Raw genomic sequence first — 15,748 nt, 5'->3', positions numbered from 1 at the left:
GTATTCGATGCAGACTTCGCATCGCAGGCGCCATTATAACCAACCTGCCCTCTTGAAGCGCAGATAAAGCAGGACATCGACGATCAGCATGACCGCGATGCATGTCGGATAGCCGTACGTCCAGTCCAGTTCCGGTATGCGATGAAAGTTCATGCCGTAGATGCCGGCGATCATCGTAGGGACGGCGAACAGCGCAGCGAACGAGCCGAGGCGCTTGGTCACCTCGCTTTCCGCGAGCGCGATCAGACCGAGATTCACCTGAATTGCCGTGACGATCATTTCCCGGCGGCCTTCGATGGTCTTCACGATGCGCAACAAGTGGTCGTACACGTCGCGGAAATAGTCCTGCATGCCCGCGCATACGCCGGGCGGCCGGCCGCCGTACAGCTTGCTGACGGCTTCCAGCAAAGGCGCGGTGTGATGCTGCATGAGCGTCATGCGGCGCTTGAGCGAGTAAAGATCCTCGATGATCTCCCGCGACGCCGCCGAACCGTTGTGCTCGAAGATGCGCTCTTCCACTTCGTCGAGATCCGCGCCGAGCGTCTCCAGAATCGGGAAATAGCGGTCGACGACGGCATCCAGGAGCGCGTACATCACGAAGGCCGGGCCGTGCTTGAGCAATTGCGGCTCACGCTCGCAGCGCTTGCGCACTTCCTGAAAGCCTTGCGTCGTGCGGTTGCGCACCGAGATCACGTAGTTCCGTCCGACGAACACATTGATTTCGCCGACGAGCAGTTCGCCTTCTTCGTCGAACTCGACGGTATGAAACACGGCAAAGAGCGAATCGCCGTATTCCTCGATCTTCGGCCGCTGATGCCCGTGTTGCGCATCCTCGACCGCCAGTTCATGCAGGCCGAACTGATGCGCCATATGCGCGAGTTCGCCCGGCCCCGGTTCCTTCAATGCGACCCAGATGAAAGAGTCGGGCAGGTCACGATACGCGTTGATGTCGTCGATATCGACGTCTGCCAGTTTTCGGCCGTTCTGATAAGCCGCGCAATTGACCAGCATGGGGCGCCCTTGTTAACTCGATGTAATGAGCCGTGCGCCTCATGCCCGGCGGGCGCGAGCGTGCGGCTTCGTCATCGTTCGAATCTTAGCGGATTGGCTTGTATAACGGGCCTTGGCGTCCCGCGCGGATACCGAATGCGTACCGCCTCGTTCAGTTCGGCGAGTAGTCGAGCGCGGGCACGACTTCGGAAGCGGGCAGTGCGGCGGGGCCCGATTGCATCGAGTCGAGCTTGGTCAGCTTGCCTTCGACCGTCGCGCCGACATCCATGCGCAGCTTTTGATAGTAGATATTGCCGTGGACGTGCGCGTTCGGTTGCAGCTCGACGAAATGCGCGACCATCACGTCGCCGACGACGCGGCCATTGATGATGACATCGTATGCGCTCACGTTGCCGTGAATCGCGCCCTGATCGCTGATGACGAGAAGCGATTCGTCGCCGGGGCGGCCGGTGACGTTGCCGGTCACCTGACCGTCCATGCGCAGCCCTTCGCTGAATTCGAGGTCGCCCGAGATATGCACGTTATGGGCGATGAGCGTGGAGAGCTTGGCCGGCTTGACGCCGTGGGGGTCCTTCTTCGATGAAAACATGGCGAGTCCTTGCGATGCGATAAAGGTTGCTTCAAACAGCCACGCCGCGCGGCGTGGCAGTGTCGTCCGGATGAATCAGCGTTGCTTCCTGAGGAAGGCGAGGTCCGTCTGCAATCGTTCGATTTGCGCGGTGCCTTGCGCCACCCGCTGCTCGAGCGCGGTGCGGGTGGCGGCTTCCTGTTCGAGCGCAAACTGCGCGTGCGTCAACTGCTCACGCAGTTCCCGTTCGGCGACGGGCGGCGCGCACAGCACGTCGAGTTTGCGCGACTGGTCCTGCGAATTCTTGAGCGCGAAGCCCGCCGCCACGAGCGCGCCGGCCGCGCAGATAGCGGCGATGATGCCGGGCACGTAGGCGGCGTTGCGCTTCGGCGTCAGCGAATAGCTATGCTGCGTGAGCTTCAGCGACGCGCGTTTGGAATCAGCTTTGCGCATGGGGCTTGTGCCTGAAAAGCGAGAGATAGGGCTTCGGATCGAGTTGCGCGCCGCCGACAATGACTTCGAAGTGCAGGTGCGGCCCGGTGGAGCGGCCCGTCGATCCGACTTCGGCGATTTCATCGCCGGGCATCACGAACTGGCCTTCCTTGACCAGTAAGCGCGATGCATGGCCGTAGCGTGTGACGACGCCGTTCGCATGACGGATATCGATCGCGTTGCCGTAGCCGTTGCGCTCGCCCGCCAGAACCACACGGCCGCCTGCGCTGGCATAGATGGCCGTGCCGGTCGGCGCGACCATGTCGAGGCCCGGATGAAAGCTCACGTGGCCCGTGAACGGATCGACGCGGTTGCCATAAGGCGAGCCGTAGCGAGAGCCGGGTGCGGGATCGCGGCCGGGAAACGCCATGTACGCCGTGTAGTGCGCGAGCGTCTGGCCTTGCAGTTGCGAAAGGGTGTCGTCGAGACAACCGACCATCTTTTCGGCGCGCTTGAGCCTCTGCGCCGGCGTGCCGGCGCTCGCGCGATCCGCATTGCACAGGCGCGGCGGCAGTTCGGGGCCGCCGGAGCCGTCGAGCGCCGTCGCGGATTCCTCGCTGTCGGGCAGCGGCGGAACGTCGTGCACGCCTGACGCCGCGCCGCTGCCCGGCGAGCCCTTCAGCCGGCTGTCGAAGTCGCGCAGTTCGCCCACCTGCGCCGACAGCGCCGCGACGCGTGGAGCAAGCGAGCTGAGATCGGCGTCGATGCGGCCAAGCTGCTCGATCTCGAACGAACGCCGCGCCGCGAGCGCCTGCTTTTCGCCGAGATGCGTGCGGGCGAACATCGTGCCGATGACGATGCCGAGCGCAAGCGCCGCGACCAGAAGCGCAATCAGCGCAATGACGGCGATGGTGCGCGCGGTGCGCGCTTCGACGAAGCGAACGCGCTGGCTGGACATCGACCGCATGGACCAGATGACGAACGACATCAGCGGGCGGCAGTCGGTTGACGAGGTTGATCGAAGCAGGATTCGAAACGAATCGCGCGATGCATCGGCGTTTGTTCGGGATAGCGAATCAAAATAATACGGAGCTGGTTGTTGACGTCTTGTGACGATGTGCGATGCATCGTCGGAAAGCGGCATTAAAACACTTGAGCGCGATAACAACGTCAAAAAGGGTGAACGGGCGATGGGGCTTGGCCCCGGCGTGCGGCAACTGGAGCGCAATGGCCGAAAGGCGGGCGTCGCCGCATCGATCGGGTGTTGCTCTAGTGCCGTGAAGGACGGTTGCCTCACTATACTCAGAGGGTCGAGCATTCCGATAATCCGACCAGGGAGACATCCGTGAACACCGTTGCTGAACAACCGGCGCAGCGCGCGTCCGTGCGCACCGCCAAGCTGCTGATCGACGGCGAGTTCGTCGATTCGAAAACGAGCGAGTGGCGCGATATCGTCAATCCGGCGACGCAGGAAGTCGTCGGCCGCGTGCCGTTCACGACCGCCGACGAAGTGAACGCGGCCGTCGCCGCCGCGCAAAAGGCGTTTCAGACGTGGCGCACGACGCCGCTCGGCACGCGGATGCGGATCATGCTGCGCCTTCAGGACCTGATCCGGCAGAACATGAAGCGGATCGCACAGACGCTGACCGCCGAGCAGGGCAAGACGCTCGCGGACGCCGAGGGCGATATCTTCCGCGGGCTCGAAGTGGTCGAGCACGCATGCTCGATCAGCACGCTGCAACAGGGCGAGTTCGCGGAGAACGTCGCGGGTGGCGTCGATACGTACACGCTGCGTCAGCCGATCGGCGTCTGCGCGGGCATCACGCCGTTCAACTTCCCCGCGATGATCCCGCTCTGGATGTTCCCCATGGCGATCGTGTGCGGCAACACGTTCGTCCTGAAGCCGTCCGAGCAAGACCCGCTTTCGACCATGGAACTCGTGGAACTCGGGATGGAAGCGGGCATTCCGCCGGGCGTGCTCAATGTCGTGCACGGCGGAAAGGATGTCGTCGATGCGCTGTGCACGCATCCCGACATCAAGGCGATATCGTTCGTCGGCTCGACGGCCGTCGGCACGCACGTCTATAACCTCGCCAGCCAGCATGGCAAGCGCGTCCAGTCGATGATGGGCGCGAAGAATCACGCCGTCGTGCTCCCCGACGCCAACAAGGAGCAGACGCTCAACGCGCTGGCGGGCGCGGGCTTTGGCGCGGCGGGCCAGCGCTGCATGGCGACGTCGGCTGTCGTGCTGGTCGGCGCGTCGAACCAATGGCTGCCGGAACTCGTCGAGCGGGCGCGCGGGCTCAAGGTGAACGCGGGCGCGGAGCCGGGCGCGGACCTGGGGCCGGTCGTGTCGCGGGCGGCGCAGGAGCGCATCCTCGGGCTCATCGACAAGGGCGTGGAAGAGGGCGCGACACTCGCGCTCGACGGACGCGGCGTCAAGGTGCCGGGCTATGAGAACGGCAACTTCATCGGCCCGACCATCTTTTCCGGCGTCACGACCGACATGAGCATCTACAAGACGGAGATCTTCGGGCCGGTGCTGTGCGTGCTCGAAGCGGCCACGCTCGACGACGCCATCGCGCTCGTCAATCGCAATCCGATGGGCAACGGCGTCGGCCTCTTCACGCAAAGCGGCGCGGCGGCGCGCAAGTTCCAGAGCGAGATCGACATCGGGCAGGTCGGCATCAATATTCCGATTCCGGTGCCGGTGCCGTCGTTCAGCTTTACCGGCTCACGCGGCTCCAAGCTCGGCGATCTCGGCCCGTACGGCAAGCAGGTCGTGCAGTTCTACACGCAGACCAAGACGGTGACGGCGCGCTGGTTCGACGACGCCACGGTGAACGACGGCGTCAACACGACAATCGCGCTGCGATAAAAACAGGAGGAAGGCAATGCAAATCGGTTTTGTTGGCCTCGGTCACATGGGCGGCCCGATGGCTGCGAATCTGCTGAAAGCGGGTCATGCGGTGACCGCCTTCGATCTGTCGGCGCCCGCGCTCGATGCCGCGAAAGCCGCGGGCGCAACGCTCGCCGCATCGCCGCGTGCGGCGGCGGAAGGCGCTGAAGCCGTCATCACGATGCTGCCCGCCGCGCAGCACGTGAAGGCGGTCTATCTGAACGACGACGGCGTGCTCGCGGGCGTGAGCGCGGGCGTGCCGCTCGTCGACAGCAGCACGATCGATCCCGCGACGGCGAAGCTCCTCGGTGAAGCGGCGGCCGCGCACGGCAATCCGTTCGCGGATGCGCCGGTGTCGGGCGGTGTCGTCGGCGCGCAGGCGGGCACGCTGACCTTCATGGTCGGCGCGGACGAGGCGCTGTTCGAAACGCTGCGTCCGGTGCTCTCCGGCATGGGAAAAAACATGGTGCGCTGCGGCGAAATCGGGACCGGGCAGATCGCGAAGATATGCAACAACCTGCTGCTCGCGGTCTCGATGATCGGCGTTGCCGAAGCGATGAAGCTCGGCGAAACGCTCGGCATCGATCCGGCGAAGCTCGCGAACATCATCAACACCTCGACGGGGCGATGCTGGAGCGCGGACACGTGCAATCCGTATCCGGGCATCGTCGAAACAGCGCCGGCATCGCGCGGCTATAGCGGCGGCTTCGGCGCGGACCTCATGTTGAAGGACCTGGGTCTTGCCGTCGATGCGGCGCGCGGCGCAAAACAGCCGGTTTTCATGGGGGCGCTGGCGCAGCAGTTATATCAATCAATGAGCCAGCAAGGACTCGGCGGACTTGATTTTTCAGGCATTATCAAGCTATACGGGAAGCAATAGTTCGCACGCACGTGCGTGCAGAATAAAGTCTCATAAATAGCTGTTTTATTAAGCCGCACTGCACAATGCATCGCGCTCGGCCTTAGTGGTCGAACTGATCGGGAATACGATGATTCGCTTTCCCAAAAAATGTCCTATTCTGAAAGCACGACGCGCGTGTGCCGTTGAATTAAGCGTCTCGCTAAACGGCTTCACGCGTGTCACCGATGCAGGCGAAAAGCCCGGCCTTTCGGGCGATCAGATGAGGAGTACGCGATGCAAGTCACACGTCACTTGAACATGGAATTGCGGCACGCCACCGTGCCGACTTATGTCGCCAGCTATTTCTTTCCGTTGCTCTTATTGGCATACGAAGCGTGGCGAGTGGGATCTTGGGTCGCGGTGAATGGCTTCAACTTCACCAACTTCAGCGCGATGGGCTATGAGTTCGCGCTGATGATCGCTGTGTTCGCCATGCAGGTGATTGTCGAAATCGCGTTTTTGGCGGGTGCCGTGCTGACGCGGCACAAGGACGTCGGCCACCGGCTGGCGAATCTGTCGCTGGGTCTGTTCTGCTCGCTGGTCGTGCTCGGCTTCGATCTTGCACTGCAATATGGATTGGGCGGAAGCTGATCGACTACGGTTGCATCGCAATGAAAAAGGCCGGCTTTGCAGCCGGCCTTTTTCTTCTAATGCGCGGTCTAGCAACCCGCCGCGCTCGGCCATCCGGGCGTCGCTTCCGCGCGTTTCTCGTAGCACTTCTTGTCGGCGTCCTTCAGCGCCGTGCGCAAGCCTTCCTCCACCACCGGGTGATAGAACGGCAGCTTGAGCGCGTCATCGAGCGTCAGTTGCAGTGGAATCGCCCACGCGAGCAGATGACCCAGGTGCTCCATCGCCGGACCGCAGCCTTGCGCGCCGCGCAGCCTGCCGGTCGTCGCATCCGCATAGACGTGCAGCAGGCCGCGATTCTGCCGCATCACCCGGCTTCGGCCCTGCGTTTCGAACGATGCCTCGCCGGTCACGGTCATCTGCTTGTCGAGACTGTCGTACGATGCGCCGACCATCACCGCCTGCGGCTCGCAGAACACGATCGAGAACGGCACCTTGCGCTTGACCGCCTGCACGTCGGGAAAACGCGCGGCGTTGTCACCGGCGAGCTTGCCTTCGTCGGCGGCGTCGTGGAGCCAGGGACGCGTGCCGTCGCAATCGCCCGCGATGAAGATGGCGCTCTCGCCGCATTGCATCGTGGTTTCGTCGAACAGCGGCACGCCTTTGTCGTTCAGTTCGATGCCCGCTTTATCCAGCGCGAGCGGCTTCACATTCGGCGCACGGCCCGTCGCGGCAAGAACGAGGTCGAAGCGTTCGGTGCGTTGCGCGCCATCGGGCGACGTGAAGCGCAACGTCGGCTGACCGTCTTCGAGCGTCATCTCGTCGATCTTCGCGTCGGGGTCGAAGTAGAACTCGCTCGCGAGCGCGGCGGTGAGCGAATCGCGCACCGGCGTGTCCGACAGCGCCGCGACGCTGCCGCCCTTGCCGAACATGAAGACGTCGACCGACAGCCGCGACAGGGCTTGCCCCAGTTCGAGCGCGAGCGGCCCCGCGCCGAACACCGCGATGCGCTTTGGCAGCACGCGCAGTTCGAACAGATCGTCGCTCGTGATGAGCTTGTCGCCGAACACTCTCAACTCGTCGGGGATGCTGGGCGATGCGCCCGTCGCAATGACGACACGCTTCGCTTCGACGCGCGTATTCGCACCGACGATCAGGCATCCCGGCGATTCGAACCGCGCCTGACCGCGCAACAGCGTTCCTTCCGGAAAGTCCCGCGTTTCCTCGATGACGCCGCTCACGAAGTGATCCCGCTCGCGCCGCACGTAGTCCATCACGCGCGCGGAATCGGCTCGAAGCGCAGCGCCGCCGCCGATGCCGCGCGGCTCGAGCGAGCGTGCGTCGTGCAGGCCGTTGGCGGCGGCGAGCAAAAGTTTCGACGGCATGCAGCCGACCCGCGCGCACGTCGTCCCCAGTTCGCCGCCTTCGATCAACACGGCTTTCGCGCCCGCATCGCGCGCTGCGCGAAATGCGGCCATGCCGGCCGTGCCCGCGCCGATCACGGCGACATCCACTTCGATTGTTTGCATGAGACCGCCGTTTTCGATCGGCCGCATGTCAGCCGTTGTCCGCGAAGCCGGGATAAAGCGTCATCCCGCCATCGACAAAAAGCGTGGTGCCGACGACGTAATCGCTCTCGTCGGATGCAAGCCACACCGCCGCGCGCCCGATATCGTCCACTTCGCCGATGCGTCCGTATGGCACGAGCGTCAGCAGCCGGTCCATCGCTTCCTTCGATGCCCACGCGTCCTGGTTGATCGGCGTGCGGATCGCGCCGGGCGCAATCGAGTTCACGCGAATGCGCTGCGGCGCGACTTCCTGCGCGAGCGATTTCATCAGCATCTGAATGCCGCCCTTCGACGCCGCGTAGTTCACATGGCCGGCCCACGGAATCACTTCATGCACGGAACTCATGCAGATGATCTTGCCGAGCGCCTTCGAGACCGGGCGCGGCCCGCGTCGCTGAAACTCGCGCACTGCGCGTTGCGCCGTCAGGAATTGACCGGTGAGATTCGTATCGATGACCTTGCGCCAGTCGGCGAGCGTCATGTCGGCGAAGGCCGCGTCCTGCTGCAGGCCCGAGTTCGCGATCACGATATCGACGGTGCCGAAACGTTCGATGACGGCCTTGAACATCGCGTCGACGTCGTGTTCGTCGGAAACATCGGCGGCGACCGGCAGCGCTTCGCCGCCAAGCGACGCAATCTCATCGGCGAGCTTTTCGGCAGGCTCCGCGTGCGAGTGATAGTTGACGGCGACGTGCGCGCCCGCTTCGGCGAGCGCCTTCGCGACGCCCGCGCCGATACCCGAACTTGCACCCGTCACGAGCGCGATCTGGCCTGCGAGAGCTTTCTGCATGAATGTCCCTGCTGTCGTGTGAATATCTGGCTCGAGCAAGGGACGCGCCCGCATCACGGCGCGAGCAGTCCCTGATACACCTCGGCGTAGCGCAGCGCCGCCGATTCCCAGCCGAAGTTCTGCATCATCGCGCGCTTGACGACCGCTTTCCACTCGGTGCGGCGTCCCTTGAGCGCGAAAGCCCGGCGGATCGCGGCGACGATGCCCGCACGGTCGAAATGCTCGAATACGAAGCCGGTCGCGAGCCCGTCCGCGAGATTTTCCAGCGAGCAGTCGGCGACCGTGTCCGCGAGCCCGCCCACGCGATGCACCAGCGGCAGCGATCCGTAGGCGAGCGCATAGAGCTGCGTGAGTCCGCAAGGCTCGAAGCGCGAGGGCACCATGACGACGTCGCTGCCCGCGATGATCGAATGCGAGAGCGTCTCGTCGAAACCCAGCACGACCGCGACCGCGCCGGGATGCGCCGCCGCTGCGTTCTTCATGCCGGTTTCGAGCGCCGGATCGCCGGTGCCGAGCACGACGAGCTGTCCGCCGCGCTGCACGATGTCCGGCACCGCCGACAGCAGCAGGTCGAGCCCCTTCTGTTCAGTCAGCCGGCTGACGACGCCGAAGAGCAGGGCATCGTCGTCGCGCGCGAGGCCCACGCGTTCCTGCAGCGCCGTCTTGCACTTGCTCTTGGCGGCGGGCTTGGCGGCGGTGTAGCGCGCGGCGATGGCCTCGTCGATCGACGGACTCCAGATCGTATAGTCGACGCCGTTCAGTATGCCGCTGATATCGTGGGTGCGCGTCTGCAGGAGACCGTGCAGTCCCGCGCCGTGCGCCTGTGTCTGGATTTCCCGGGCGTAGGTCGGGCTGACCGTGGTGATGCGGTCCGCGTAGAACAGCCCCGCCTTCAGGAAGGAAACGTGGCCGTAGAATTCGAGGCCGTCGACCGCGTAGAAGTCGCCCGGCAATTGGAGCACGCCGAATTCCGACGCGGGGAACACGCCCTGATAGGCGAGGTTATGCACGGTCATCACGCTCGCGACATGCGGTGCGCCGTCGCGCTCGAACGCGCGCAGATAGGCCGGCGCGAGGCCCGCGTGCCAGTCGTGCGCGTGGACGATATGCGGCTTCCATTCGGGATCGGCGCCGGTGGCGATGCGCGCGGCGGTCCATCCGAGCAGCGCGAAGCGGCGATCGTTGTCCGCGTACGGGCGATGCGCGGCATCGAGATAGGGATTGCCGGGGCGGTCATAAAAGGCGTCCGCACGCACGACGTAGACGACGACCCCATGCGGCTTCAGCACGCCGCGTTCGAGGCGTACGCCGGCTGCGCCGAATGCGCCGCCGAGATCGGCGACGGGCGTGAGATCGGCGAGGCCCGCGAGCACGGCGGGAAAGCCTGGCAGCACGACGCGCACGTCCATGCCTAACTGCGATTGCGCGAGTGGCAGCGCGCCGGCGACATCGGCGAGTCCACCGGTTTTCAACAGCGGAAACATTTCTGCTGCGACGTGCAGCACGCATACGGTCATTGATCCTCCTGTTGGCTGCGGTTGGTGCTTCACCGCCTTATTGCGGCGCCATGCGAGAAATAGCGGTCGGTCGCGGTTGGCTGTTGTAGCGGCTTATTGTGGCTTCATGCGGCGAAGTAGCGATTGGCGCTTCAGCAGTCTCACTGCGGCTCCGTGCGACGAAGTAGCGGCCGGCCGCAGTTGACACCTGAGCGCGCTACCACAGCCTCATGCGACGAAGTAGCCGCCCTCGCGCCCCGAAAGCGGCAATGCGACTTCGACTCACCGAACGCGCCGAAGCGGCGCTTCAGCGCATACTCCGGCGTCCGGGCAACATCGGTTCTGTCGGTAGTCATCTGGCTTCGCTCGACAGCGCCTGCGAAGCCCAAGCCCAACTACCGCGGCGCAAGCCGATCGAGCGCCTCCCGCGTGACGAGCGTGATCCCCGTCTCGGTGCGGAAAAATCGCGCGGCGTCGTCGTCCGGATCCTCGCCAATGACGAGCCCTTCCGGCACCGTGCATCCCCGATCGACCACCACGCGCTGCAACCGGCAACTTGGCCCTACGGTCACCTGCGGCAACAACACGGCCTCGTTGATGTTGCAGAACGAATGCACGCGCACCGCCGACGAAAACACCGACTTCGACACCTGCGATCCCGATATCACGCAGCCCCCGCACACGAGCAGGTTCGTGATCGCGCCTTGCTGGCCGTTGAGATCGCGGACGAACTTGCCCGGCGGCAGCTGTTCCTGATTGGTCCAGATTGGCCAGTTGCGATCGTAGAGATCGAGCTGCGGAATCGTTGAAGCGAGATCCAGATTGGCTGCCCAATAGGCATCGACGGTGCCGACATCGCGCCAGTACGCCGGCGCGTTCGGATCGGCGTCCGAGGTGACGCAGGACATGCTGAACGGATGCGCGATCGCCCGGCCGCTCGTCACCACGCGCGGCAGGATGTCCTTGCCGAAATCGTGATCCGTGCTCGACGCAGCGATGTTCTCTTCGAGCAGGTGATATAGATACTTCGCGCTGAACACGTAGATGCCCATGCTCGCGAGCGCGATATCCGGCTTGCCGGGCATGGCGGGCGGATCGGCGGGCTTTTCGAGGAAGTCGGTGACGCGGCGGTTTTCATCGACATGCATCACGCCGAAAGCGGTCGCCTCCATGCGCGGCACTTCGATGCAGCCGACCGTGCAGTCCGCGCCGCTCTCGACGTGGTCCAGCACCATGCGCGTGTAGTCCATCTTGTAGACGTGATCGCCCGCGAGCACGATGATGAATTGCGGCGCGATCGACCGGATGATGTCGAGATTCTGGAACACGGCGTCGGCGGTGCCGCGATACCAGCTCGAATCGACGCGCTGCTGCGCCGGCCAGATATCGATGAACTCGTTGAACTCGCCGCGCAGAAAACCCCAGCCGCGCTGCAGATGGCGCAACAGCGAATGCGCCTTGTACTGCGTGACGACCGCGATGCGGCGGATGCCCGAGTTGAGGCAGTTGGAAAGCGCGAAATCGATGATGCGGTATTTGCCGCCAAAGTGGACGGCGGGCTTCACGCGCTTGTCCGTAAGCGGCCCGAGACGCGTGCCGCGCCCGCCGGCGAGCACGATTGCGAGGGTCGACTTTTGCAAATCGGTGCGATTCTTAGACGGCGTCTCCATGTCAGCTCCTGATTTGACTCGGGTTCGTTAATGTCGTGTATGCGGGTGGTGCAGGGGTCCTCGTGTGATGGCCGTGCGTGGGGCGCGGGCGGCGCGCCTTTGCAATCGTTGCATTATCCGGCGCGCATTCGAATTCGTGTGCTGAAGTCGTTCGATTTTTTATTGCGGTGCTGACCGAGATATCCGCAGCGGACCAGTGCACGGCATCGGCGACGGTTCGAGCAAGCATCATGCCGTCGCAGTCGTGCCTGCTGTTGCAGGCGCGCGACTACGCGGCATGCTTTGCCGCAATTTATAACCGCCACACCATGCCGCGGCGCGTCGAGGCACGGCACAATACGGAGCACGTTCAGGCGTCGCCTGCCTGGACGCCCGCCGATCATCGCTCATGCCTCGCCCCGGAATCGCAATATGAATAACGTCCTGAGTATCCAGTCGCACGTCGTCTTCGGGCATGCGGGCAACAGCGCGGCGGTGTTTCCCATGCGCAGGCTCGGCGTCAACGTGTGGCCGCTCAACACGGTGCAGTTCTCGAATCACACGCAATATGGCCGCTGGACCGGCGGCGTGGTGGATGCGGAAGAACTGCAAAGCGTGATCGAAGGCATCGGCGCGATTGGCGTGCTCGGCCGCTGCAACGCGGTGCTGTCGGGCTATCTCGGGGCGACCGAACAAGGACGCGCGGTCGTCGAGATCGTGAAGATGGTGAAGGCGGTGAATCCGCGCGCACTGTATTTCTGCGATCCGGTGATGGGCACGACGGGCGGCTGCACGGTCGCGCCGGGCATCGAAGATTTCCTCGTCACGACGATGCCCACCGTCGCCGACGCGATGATGCCCAACCACACCGAACTCGAGAAACTCGCGGGGCGGACTATCGAAACGGTCGAAGAGGCGGTCGATGCATGCCGCGACGTCATTGCGCGCGGGCCGCGTATCGTACTGGTCAAGCATCTGCTCGATCGCAACAGCCGTGCTGATACCTTTAACATGCTCGCCGTCACCGCGAGCGAAGCGTGGTTCGCACAGCGGCCGTTGTATCCGTTTGCGCGGCAGCCGGTTGGCGTCGGCGATCTGACGAGCGCGGTGTTCGTCGCGCGCACGCTGCTCGGCGATTCGCTGCGCAATGCGCTCGAACATACGCTGGCGGCAGTGAACGCCGTCGTCAAGACAACCTACGATGCCGGCCGCTACGAACTCGAGATCGTGGCTTCGCAGGATGAAATCGCGAAGCCGACGGACCGCTTTCCGGCCATCCGCGTGACGGGCGGCGACGTCGTGCGACGCGGCTAGGCTCCGCACCGGACTCAGGCAGTCGCCGCGGCTGCCATCGCCCGGAAATTCTCTGGCGTAGCGAACGCCAGGTACTGGGCCTGCATCTCGGGCGTGAGGAATTCGAGCATGGTCGAGTTCTCGATCCAAAGCTCGATCACATCGAAGAAATCGTTGCCGCGCGTGCATTGCACGGCGCGCCATCCTTCGCGCTCGCCAATCGCCAATACCTGATCGGCGCTCCGCTTCGTGGCGATTGCCATGTGGAATGCGCTGTATTGAGGGCGGTCTATCGACCCCGCGCCGTAACTTACGCTCGTCTCGTGTCCGCCGCCCGGCGTGATGACGCGATCGCCCGGATAGACCTCGATGATGGTGCCGCGATCGTCGCCGGCCACGGCCATCCAGGCATCGGGAAACGGCGAGAAAGGCGCGGCGAAGCCGTCCCATAGTTCGGCGAGCACATGAGCGACGTGCTTCGGATCACGGGCGGGAATGGATGCGTGGAAGATCATGGGGAGCGCTCCGGTCGGGATGAGGAGACTGCGCGGGCGATGCTTTCATGCGGCTGTCAGCGCTGTCAATTGGCGTTTTCGGACGAGTTGCGGATTAATACTTTATTTTGTCTTCCGCCGTCGAGCAGTATGAACATATGAACGATTAAAACCGCGATAAAATCCGCCCGCACTGGAATATGGGGACATTTCTACTTGCGACTGCGCAGCTTGAACGTTACGCTTCGTCTCACCGGCGAATTCGCTCGCCGAAATGCGTTTCTATTAATCACCGTATTCGTGATTGATTAACCCGCGCCCGTCAGGGCGTTATTCCGTGGCCTTCGGCACAGGTCCGGCTAAATCGACCGAATGTCCAGGCCATACACGGCAAAACTTGCGTGCATGAGACCCGCGCCCGGAGCGAAACGAACCGTTTCGTCTGTCTTATGCCGTTTTCAATGGTTTTGCGAGTGTGCTCGATTCACGCGGACAAGGCATGCATGCGCATGCCGTCGAATGCGTTGTGCGTTTAAAGCGTACCTCGCCACAAGAGTTTGATTAACGAAAAGCGGAGTTGAGACATGAAAGAAGGAAAGCATGCTTATTGGATGAGCGCAATTGCTTCGGCGGCGGCGCTCGTCGTACTGGCCGGTTGCGGCGGCGGAGGTGATTCGTCGAGCGCGAGTTCGCCCTCGGGCGCGAGCTCGCCCTCGGGCGCAAGCGCGCCCTCCGGCGCCAGCACCCCGACGACGACCACGCCCACGCTCGCCGCAGCGACACCCGTGATCGACGGCAGCACGATCGGCGCCGCGCAATGGCCCGATGGCTCGACGGCGACCGGCGGCGCGGGCCAGGCGGTCGGCGGCCTGAGCTGCGCACCGGCAGGCGCGTCGTACACCTATTCCCATCTTTCCATCTATCAGAACGGCAAGCAGCTCGCGCTGCCCGCCAACATTGGCACGTTGGGCTCGAGCCTCACTCTGCAGCGCGGCTGCGTCTATCCGGTCCACACCGACGACGCCAGCGGCAAGATCCGCATCGATGCGACGACCAACACGCAATACACGCTCGGCCAGTTCTTCGCGGTCTGGGGTGAGACGCTGTCGGCGACGAACGTCGCAGGCGTGACGGGACCGGTCACGGCATGGGTGAACACGGGCGGGACGCTCACGAAGTACACGGGCGATCTCGCGAGCCTCGTGCTGCCGCGCAACGGTGAAGTGACGCTGGAAGTCGGCACGCCGCTCACGCAGATTCCGACCTATGCGTGGACCGATCCGCCGCCGCTCGCCACTACGCCGATCACGCTGACTTACGGCGGCACGGTGGGCACCCTGTATTGGCCGAACGGCGCGACGTCGACGGGCGGAACCGGCTCGCCGGTGGATGGCGTGGTCTGCGCATCGGGGATGGCCGAAACGTACCACGTGCATACGCATCTCGCGATCGTCTATAACGGGCAAACGCGTGCGCTGCCGGCGAACATCGGGCTTCCCGGCTCGTGCAACTATGAGCTGCACACGCACGACAACACCGGCATCATTCACGTCGAGACGCCCAACAACAAGCGCTTCACGCTGGGTCAGTTCTTCGACATCTGGGGTGAGCCGCTCACGACGACGAACGTCGCGGGCCTGACCGGAGACGTGGTGGTCTACATCCGCGACAACGGCGACATCCGGCGCTATATGGGCGATCCGCGCAACATCCAGCTCGGTTCGCTGCGCGAGATCACGCTGCAGGTCGGCACGCCGCCCATCGGTTCGATCGCTCAGTACAACTGGTACGAAGCGCAATAAGCGCGTGACGTGAGCTTGCAGGACGAAGCCGCCGTTTCATACGGCGGCTTTTTCTTTGCGCCAAAAAAAAGCCGCCTGGGGTGGTAGGCGGCGAGAGCGCGTCCGTTGCGAGACTGTCCCTGTCGGGGAACGGACGCGTGAGGAGACAACTGGACCTCGGTCAGTATGGCAAACGCCGATGACCGGCTCAATCGTCTGTTTGAAGCAGTGCGTTTCGGTTCGGCCCGATTATGCCGATGCCCCGATACGCCGCCGCGCGATCGCGATGAAGCAAGCGA

Annotated in this window: 14 protein-coding genes; 5 read left to right on the top strand and 9 right to left on the bottom strand. The window is 63.8% G+C overall.

Annotated features, from left to right (window positions below):
* Positions 1 to 33 precede the first annotated feature (33 nt).
* The 4 genes from corA to LDZ21_RS17135 form a co-directional block, all read right to left on the bottom strand.
* Complete coding sequence (gene corA / locus LDZ21_RS17150; RefSeq protein WP_035969366.1) at positions 34 to 1,011, bottom strand: magnesium/cobalt transporter CorA; 978 nt, start codon at positions 1,009 to 1,011, stop codon at positions 34 to 36.
* Positions 1,012 to 1,162: 151 nt separating this feature from the next.
* Positions 1,163 to 1,600: a bactofilin family protein gene (locus LDZ21_RS17145; RefSeq protein WP_035969367.1), complete on the bottom strand. Its 438-nt coding sequence runs from the start codon at positions 1,598 to 1,600 to the stop codon at positions 1,163 to 1,165.
* A 75-nt stretch (positions 1,601 to 1,675) separates the two neighbouring features.
* Entirely contained in the window at positions 1,676 to 2,032 is a 357-nt protein-coding gene (locus LDZ21_RS17140) for a hypothetical protein (RefSeq protein ID WP_244794987.1), read from the bottom strand.
* On the bottom strand, positions 2,019 to 2,999 hold the full coding sequence (locus LDZ21_RS17135) for a M23 family metallopeptidase (RefSeq protein ID WP_244794986.1): 981 nt from the start codon (positions 2,997 to 2,999) through the stop codon (positions 2,019 to 2,021). The genes LDZ21_RS17140 and LDZ21_RS17135 overlap by 14 nt, the downstream gene beginning before the upstream one ends.
* Positions 3,000 to 3,356: 357 nt before the next feature.
* Between LDZ21_RS17135 and LDZ21_RS17130 the strand changes: the two genes are divergently transcribed.
* The 3 genes from LDZ21_RS17130 to LDZ21_RS17120 all read left to right on the top strand — a co-directional run bounded on the left by LDZ21_RS17130 (position 3,357) and on the right by LDZ21_RS17120 (position 6,402).
* On the top strand, positions 3,357 to 4,889 hold the full coding sequence (locus LDZ21_RS17130) for a CoA-acylating methylmalonate-semialdehyde dehydrogenase (RefSeq protein ID WP_244794985.1): 1,533 nt from the start codon (positions 3,357 to 3,359) through the stop codon (positions 4,887 to 4,889).
* Positions 4,890 to 4,905: 16 nt separating this feature from the next.
* Complete coding sequence (gene mmsB, locus LDZ21_RS17125; RefSeq protein WP_244794984.1) at positions 4,906 to 5,790, top strand: 3-hydroxyisobutyrate dehydrogenase; 885 nt, start codon at positions 4,906 to 4,908, stop codon at positions 5,788 to 5,790.
* 255 nt (positions 5,791 to 6,045) lie between these two features.
* On the top strand, positions 6,046 to 6,402 hold the full coding sequence (locus tag LDZ21_RS17120; protein WP_035969373.1) for a hypothetical protein: 357 nt from the start codon (positions 6,046 to 6,048) through the stop codon (positions 6,400 to 6,402).
* Positions 6,403 to 6,470: 68 nt separating this feature from the next.
* On the opposite strand, the gene LDZ21_RS17115 is transcribed toward LDZ21_RS17120, so the two are convergent.
* The 4 genes from LDZ21_RS17115 to glgC form a co-directional block, all read right to left on the bottom strand.
* Positions 6,471 to 7,907, bottom strand: coding sequence for a dihydrolipoyl dehydrogenase (locus LDZ21_RS17115; protein ID WP_244794983.1), 1,437 nt, complete (start codon positions 7,905 to 7,907; stop codon positions 6,471 to 6,473).
* Between the two features lie 28 nt (positions 7,908 to 7,935).
* The gene (locus LDZ21_RS17110) at positions 7,936 to 8,736 is read right to left on the bottom strand and encodes an SDR family oxidoreductase (RefSeq protein WP_244794982.1); all 801 of its coding nucleotides are present in this window, start codon (positions 8,734 to 8,736) and stop codon (positions 7,936 to 7,938) included.
* Between the two features lie 53 nt (positions 8,737 to 8,789).
* Positions 8,790 to 10,253, bottom strand: a complete 1,464-nt coding sequence (glgA, locus tag LDZ21_RS17105; RefSeq protein WP_244794981.1) for a glycogen synthase GlgA — start codon at positions 10,251 to 10,253, stop codon at positions 8,790 to 8,792.
* A 374-nt stretch (positions 10,254 to 10,627) separates the two neighbouring features.
* Entirely contained in the window at positions 10,628 to 11,902 is a 1,275-nt protein-coding gene (glgC, locus tag LDZ21_RS17100; RefSeq protein WP_244794980.1) for a glucose-1-phosphate adenylyltransferase, read from the bottom strand.
* A 411-nt stretch (positions 11,903 to 12,313) separates the two neighbouring features.
* On the opposite strand from glgC, the gene pdxY reads away from it, so the two are divergent.
* A complete protein-coding gene (gene pdxY, locus LDZ21_RS17095) occupies positions 12,314 to 13,195 on the top strand; it encodes a pyridoxal kinase PdxY (RefSeq protein WP_244794979.1) in 882 nt (293 codons plus the stop codon).
* Positions 13,196 to 13,209: 14 nt separating this feature from the next.
* Here pdxY and LDZ21_RS17090 read toward each other — a convergent pair whose 3' ends face one another.
* The gene (locus tag LDZ21_RS17090) at positions 13,210 to 13,689 is read right to left on the bottom strand and encodes a hypothetical protein (protein ID WP_244794978.1); all 480 of its coding nucleotides are present in this window, start codon (positions 13,687 to 13,689) and stop codon (positions 13,210 to 13,212) included.
* Positions 13,690 to 14,279: 590 nt separating this feature from the next.
* Between LDZ21_RS17090 and LDZ21_RS17085 the strand changes: the two genes are divergently transcribed.
* Positions 14,280 to 15,470 carry a hypothetical protein gene (locus LDZ21_RS17085; protein ID WP_244794977.1) on the top strand — a complete coding sequence of 397 codons (1,191 nt, stop codon included), beginning with the start codon at positions 14,280 to 14,282 and terminating at the stop codon, positions 15,468 to 15,470.
* Positions 15,471 to 15,748: the final 278 nt, after the last annotated feature.

This window comes from Caballeronia grimmiae (genome assembly GCF_022879615.1).
In the GTDB taxonomy this organism is placed as follows: domain Bacteria; phylum Pseudomonadota; class Gammaproteobacteria; order Burkholderiales; family Burkholderiaceae; genus Caballeronia; species Caballeronia grimmiae.
This window is presented reverse-complemented; position numbering and strand designations above follow the sequence as displayed.